Origin of the sequence: Clostridium moutaii (assembly GCF_041205085.1) — a bacterium.
In the GTDB taxonomy this organism is placed as follows: Bacteria; Bacillota; Clostridia; order Clostridiales; family Clostridiaceae; genus Clostridium_B; species Clostridium_B moutaii.
Genome location: NZ_JBGEWD010000042.1, coordinates 1 through 1492 on the forward strand (window position 1 = coordinate 1; position 1492 = coordinate 1492).

At 34.2% G+C, this 1492-nt stretch carries 1 protein-coding gene; it reads left to right on the forward strand.

What is annotated here, in order from left to right:
• Positions 1–9: 9 nt before the first annotated feature.
• A protein-coding gene (locus AB8U03_RS17990) for an IS3 family transposase (protein WP_369705924.1) occupies positions 10–1430 on the forward strand; the annotation gives its coding sequence in 2 pieces (ribosomal slippage) (positions 10–496 and positions 496–1430; 1422 coding nt in all).
• The last annotated feature ends 62 nt before the right edge of the window (positions 1431–1492 follow it).

The following is a 1492-nucleotide window of genomic DNA, read 5'->3' on the forward strand; positions in this document are numbered from 1 at the left end:
CAGTTTTTTATGGCAAAATATAGTTATCAATTAAAAAAAGAAGTTGTCAATGCATACTTAAATGGAGAAGGTGGATACACGTACCTTGCAGAAAAATATAGTATTACAGGCAGGTCAATGGTTCTAAGATGGATCACTGCTTATAAAGAGTTTGGTGATGAAGGGTTACTGCGTTCCAGAAAAAATGAAACATATACTTTTGAATTTAAACTTCATGTGGTAGAGTTATATTTAACAACAGAAGTTTCTTATCAGGAACTAGCTTTATCAGTTGGAATGAATAATCCACCATTGATTACCAAATGGGTTAATGATTTCAGAATTGCGGGTCCTGATGCTCTGAGACCAAAACCGAAAGGACGGAAGAAATCAATGAAATCATCTAAGAACTCTCACCAAAAAAAACAGGTTGATATTAAACCAATAGATACAAGTGCTGAGCATGTAAAACAACTTGAAGATGAATTACTACGATTGAAAATAGAGAATGCCTATTTAAAAGAACTGAGGAGGCTGCGTTTAGAGGAGGAAGCTCTTCTGAAAAAACAGCGAGAATTATCCACAGCCTCCGAGGATACTTCAAACTAAAAGATATTCTCGCATTCACAGGTTTTCCTAAAGCAACATATATGTACTGGCAGAAACGCTTTGACAGAAAAAATCCAAATGCTGCTCTTGAGCAAAGAATCCTAGAAATTAGAAATGAAAACAAAGATTTCGGTTATCGTCGAATTTATGGAGAATTAAGAAAACAAGGACTCATTGTAAACAAGAAACGTGTTCAACGAATTGTCCAGAATCTAGGTATTCAGGTTACTTCGTTTACCAGAAAAAGCCGTAAATACAGTTCCTATAAAGGCAAGGTTGGTAGGGTTGCTCCTAATAGAATTCACAGGAGATTTGAAACTCATATTCCACACCAAAAGATTACAACAGACACCTCTGAATTTAAGTATTATGATATAGATGACAAAGGACGAATGATCATAAAGAAGCTCTATTTGGATCCATTTATGGATATGTGCAGTAGAGAAATAATTAGTTATGGTATTTCTAGGCGACCATCTGCTGAGAATATAATGAATGCTTTAAATGAAGCTATAAAAATTACAAGCGATTGTAAATACAGGCGTACATTTCATTCAGATCAAGGATGGGCTTACCAGATGAAGGCTTATAGCTATAAGCTAAAAGAAAACAAAATCTTCCAAAGTATGTCTCGGAAAGGAACCTGTCATGATAATTCAGTAATGGAAAGCTTCTTTGGAATTATGAAACAAGAGATGTATTATGGTGTAGTTTATTATAGTTATGATGAACTGAAAGAAACAATAGACAAATACATAAAGTATTATAATGAGAAACGAATTAAAGAGAAATTAGGATGGATGAGTCCTGTAGAATACAGGATCAGCCTCTTGATTGCATAAAATAATTGCGCAGCAGTTAAAAACTACTACGCAATAAAGTCTAACTTATTGGGGTCATATCA